Origin of the sequence: Streptomyces alkaliphilus (genome assembly GCF_014141535.1) — a bacterium.
GTDB lineage: Bacteria > Actinomycetota > Actinomycetes > Streptomycetales > Streptomycetaceae > Streptomyces > Streptomyces alkaliphilus.
The window spans coordinates 1-4,333 of sequence record NZ_VKHT01000419.1 but is presented as its reverse complement, the minus strand read 5'-3'; the positions used below and the strand labels follow the sequence as shown (position 1 = coordinate 4,333).

Annotated in this window: 4 protein-coding genes; 3 read left to right on the top strand and 1 reads right to left on the bottom strand. The window is 74.8% G+C overall.

The window, feature by feature from the left end:
• The first annotated feature begins 100 nt into the window (after positions 1-100).
• The 3 genes from FNQ90_RS14160 to FNQ90_RS14150 all read left to right on the top strand — a co-directional run bounded on the left by FNQ90_RS14160 (position 101) and on the right by FNQ90_RS14150 (position 3,303).
• Positions 101-538 (top strand): gamma-glutamylcyclotransferase, encoded by a 438-nt coding sequence (locus FNQ90_RS14160; RefSeq protein ID WP_182606715.1) that lies wholly within the window; start codon positions 101-103, stop codon positions 536-538.
• Between the two features lie 219 nt (positions 539-757).
• The gene (locus FNQ90_RS14155) at positions 758-1,534 is read left to right on the top strand and encodes a purine-nucleoside phosphorylase (protein WP_182606714.1); all 777 of its coding nucleotides are present in this window, start codon (positions 758-760) and stop codon (positions 1,532-1,534) included.
• Positions 1,531-3,303: a phospho-sugar mutase gene (locus tag FNQ90_RS14150; protein WP_182606713.1), complete on the top strand. Its 1,773-nt coding sequence runs from the start codon at positions 1,531-1,533 to the stop codon at positions 3,301-3,303. Before FNQ90_RS14155 ends, FNQ90_RS14150 begins: the two co-directional genes overlap by 4 nt.
• 119 nt (positions 3,304-3,422) lie before the next feature.
• Here the strand turns inward: FNQ90_RS14150 and FNQ90_RS14145 are convergent, their stop codons facing one another.
• Positions 3,423-4,058, bottom strand: coding sequence for a PH domain-containing protein (locus FNQ90_RS14145; RefSeq protein ID WP_182606712.1), 636 nt, complete (start codon positions 4,056-4,058; stop codon positions 3,423-3,425).
• Between the last annotated feature and the right edge of the window lie 275 nt (positions 4,059-4,333).

The following is a 4,333-nucleotide window of genomic DNA, read 5'->3' as shown; positions in this document are numbered from 1 at the left end:
ACCACCCCCCGTACCCGGGGCGGGGCCACCGAACAGCGGCACGATCCGGGGGACGCGACACTACGGCGGACTCGGACCCCCCTCCCGTAGTCTCGGGTCCATGTCGCTCTACGCCGCCTACGCCGGCAATCTCGATCCCCGCCTGATGGCGCGGCGTGCGCCCCACTCCCCCCTGCGCTGCACGGGCTGGCTGTCGGACTGGCGGCTGACCTTCGGCGGGGAACACATGGGCTGGGAGGGGGCACTGGCCACCATCGTGGAGGCCCCCCGCGCCCAGGTCTTCGTCGCGCTGTACGAGATCGCGCCCATGGACGAGGACGCGATGGACCGTTGGGAGGGTGTCGGCATGGACATCTACCGGCGGATGCGCGTCCGGGTGCACACCCTGGAGGGGGACCTCCCGGCCTGGCTGTACGTCCTCAACGGCTACGAGGGCGGCCTGCCCTCCGCCCGCTACCTCGGGGAGGTCGCGGACGCCGCCGAGTCGGCGGGCGCACCCCATGACTATGTGACCGAGCTGCGCAAACGGCCCTGCTGAGCGCCGTCGCCCGGGAGCCCGTGCCCGCCCCGCGTCGACCACCGCGGACCGATCGCCGCACACCGCTGTCGGTCGGGTTCCCTCTGTGACGGGACCGTGTGGGGAAAGTGCTCGGAACGCGCTCCGGGGCATCGGTCCGGTTACGCCCCATCCGACGGTCTACGCGCGTAGGCGAAAAACCGTTACCCTCCCTTCGTGAACGCTTCCGAAATTGTGGGCATGGCCGAGGAGGCCGCGGGCCGGGTACGCGAGCTGACCGGGGTCGCCGGGCACGACGTGGCCCTCGTCATGGGCTCGGGCTGGGTGCCCGCCGCCGATGTGCTGGGCGCCCCCGAGGCGGAGTTCCCGGTCACCGAGCTGCCGGGCTTCCCACCGCCGGCCGTCGCCGGCCACGCGGGCGTGGTGCGGTCGCACCTCATCGGCTCCGTCCGGGTTCTGGTCTTCCTCGGGCGCACCCATTACTACGAGGGCAGAGGCGTGGCGGCCGTGGCGCACGGCGTGCGCACCGCGGTGGCCGCCGGCTGCAAGACCGTGGTGCTCACCAACGGCTGCGGCGGGGTCAGGCCCGGGATGCGGCCCGGCCAGCCGGTCCTCATCTCCGACCACATCAACCTCACCGGTACCTCTCCCGTGGTGGGCGCCAACTTCGTGGACCTCACCGACCTGTATTCGAGCAGACTGCGGGCGCTGTGCCGGGAGATCGAGCCCGATCTCGAGGAGGGCGTCTACGTGCAGTTCCCCGGGCCGCACTACGAGACCCCCGCGGAGATCGGGATGGTACGGGCCATCGGCGGTGACCTGGTCGGCATGTCCACCGTGTTGGAGGCGATCGCCGCCCGCGAGGCGGGCGCGGAGGTGCTGGGCATCTCCCTGGTGACCAACCTGGCCGCCGGCATCACCGGGGAGCCCCTCAACCACGAGGAGGTCCTGCAGGCCGGCCGGGAGTCGGCCGTGCGGATGGGCGACCTGCTGGCACGCGTGCTGGAGCGGCTGTGAACGCCGCGCCCGTCGGGGCCGGCGCCCCCGACCCCCTGGCCGCCGCCCGAACCTGGCTCGCCGAGGACCCCGACCCCGGGACCCGCGCCGAGCTGGCCGAGCTGATCCGGGCCGTCGGCGCCGAGGCCACCGGGACGCACCGGGAGGGAGCCGCCGGCGAAGGGGCCGCCGGCACGGCCCGTGCCGAGCTGGCCGCCCGCTTCTCCGGGACCCTGGAGTTCGGCACCGCCGGTCTGCGCGGCGAACTGGGGGCCGGACCGACGCGGATGAACCGTGCGGTGGTCATCCGGGCCGCCGCCGGCCTGGCGGCGTACCTGCGCGACCGGGCCGGGATGGACCCCGGGGACGTGGGGAACACCGCGACTCCGGGGGAGGCGGGCGACCCGCCCGCGGTGGTCATCGGCTGGGACGCCCGCCACATGAGCGAGCGCTTCGCCCTGGACACCGCGGCCGTGATCACCGGGGCCGGCCTGCGGGCGCTGCTGCTGCCCCGGCCGCTGCCCACTCCGGTGCTGGCCTTCGCCGTCCGCCGGCTGGGAGCCGCCGCCGGCGTCATGGTGACCGCCAGCCACAACCCGCCCCGGGACAACGGCTACAAGGTGTACCTCGGGGACGGCAGCCAGATCGTGCCGCCGGCCGATGCCGACATCGCGGCCCGCATCGCGGCGGTCGGGCCCCTCGCCGGGGTCCCCCGCCCCGAGGGAGCGGGGGAGGTGCTCGGCGAGGAGATCGTCGAGGCGTACCTGGAGCGGGCCGGCACCGTCACGGCCCCCGACTCACCGCGCGGGGTCCGGGTGGTGTACACCCCGCTGCACGGCGTCGGGGGGCCGCTGGTGGTGGAGGCGTTCCGGCGCGCCGGCTTCCCCGAGCCGGTGGTGGTGGCCGAGCAGGCCGAGCCGGACCCCGACTTCCCCACCGTGGCGTTCCCCAATCCGGAGGAACCGGGGGCGATGGACCTGGCGTTCGCCACCGCCCGCCGGGAACGGCCGGATCTGATCATCGCCTCCGACCCGGACGCCGATCGGTGTGCGGTGGCCGTGCCCGACGCCTCCCGGGAGGAGGGTTGGCGGATGCTGCGCGGCGACGATGTCGGCGCGCTGTTGGCCGCCCACCTGATCCGTCGGGGCGCCGCCGGCACCCTGGCCGCCTCGGTCGTCTCCTCCTCCCTGGTGGAACGCATGGCGCGGGCCGCCGGTCTTCCCTTCCGGTACACCCTGACCGGGTTCAAGTGGCTCTCCAGGGTGGAGGACCTGCGCTACGGGTACGAGGAGGCGCTCGGATACTGCGTGGATCCGGAGGGGGTGCGCGACAAGGACGGGATCACGGCGGCGCTGGCGGTCGCGGAACTGGCGAGCGTCCTGAAGGAGGCGGGACGCGGCCCGACCGACCTGCTCGATGACCTGGCGCTCGAGCACGGCCTGCACGCCACCGACCAGTTGTCGGTGCGGGTGGCCGACCTCTCCCTGATCGGGGCCGCCATGACACGGCTGCGGGAGACCCCTCCGGCGACCCTCGCCGGGAGCCCGGTGCGCCGGGCGGCGGACCTGCGGGACGGGGTGGACGGGCTGCCGCCCACCGACGGTCTGCGGTACGACCTGTCGGACGGGCGGGTCATCGTCCGGCCCAGCGGCACCGAGCCGAAGCTGAAGTGCTACCTGGAGGTCGTGGTGCCGGTGGCCGACCGGGAGGGGCTGCCCGCCGCGCGGGCGGAGGCCGCCCGACGGTTGGCGGCGCTGCGGAGTGACCTGGCGGAGGCCGCCGGGCTGTGACCGTCCGGCTTCCCGGGGTGGGGCGGGCCCGGGCCCGATCCCGGGAAGCCGGCGATTCCTCCGGCCACCGGGGGCCGGGTCCGATCCCGCGCGGTGGGGTCGGGCCCGGTGGGGGCGCGTCAGCCGGTGACCCAGAGAATCATCAGGAGCAGGGCGCCGAAGGCCGCGGGCGCCATGAGCTCCCACGCCCATCGGATGGTGACCGTGCCGGCCGCCTCCGGCTCCTCCCGACGACGCTCGGCGAGCTCCCGCAGCTCCGCTACCGAGGCGTCGGCGGGCGCGGTGCGGGGCTGGTTGTCCTGCGGGGCCGAGGGACCGCGCATCGTCCCGAGCAGCCCTCCGCGCGGCTCCTCGCCGGCGGCGAGCCGCTGGTTGTGACGGGTGGCCTTGCCCCGTTCCCGGAGCGAGACGGGGATCGCCCACAGTTGGTAGACCGCCCCCTCGGTCAGCAACTCCGCCGAGTAGCGGGCCCGGACGGTTTCCACGGCTCCCCAGGGGACGTGGATGGTGCGGAAGGGGTTGCGGATCAGAACCCGGTTGTCACCGGCGAGGACCACCGGTCGCACGGTGAAGGCGACGATCAACGGAACCACCGTCAGCAGGCCCGCGACGGCGAACAACGGCACCCGCCCGTCCCCCCGCAGCAGGGCGTCGCCGCCCATCCAGGCCGCCAGGCCGAGCAGCAGGACCCCACCGGCGATCGCGGGCCCGGAACGGTAGCTGCGGTCTGCGTACTCCTGCGGCTCACTGGTCATGGCTCGATTCTGCCCGACCCCCGACCGGCCCGGCCGTCCGGCTCCGCGGACCGGCTCGAGGGACCGGCGGGGGGTGGGAGGGAAGCCGCGGACCGCCCCCGTGCCGGGGTACCGGTGGGAGCTCCCGGCAGCGGTGCGTGGTTCCCGGACCGGTGGTACGAATCGGTCGGGGGGCCGGGCCCTCGAACGCCCGACCCGGAGCTGCGAACCGGCCCGCCCGGGGGATGACAGGTCGCTACGCGCGTAGATATGCTCCTCTGGTGACCATGCCCTCC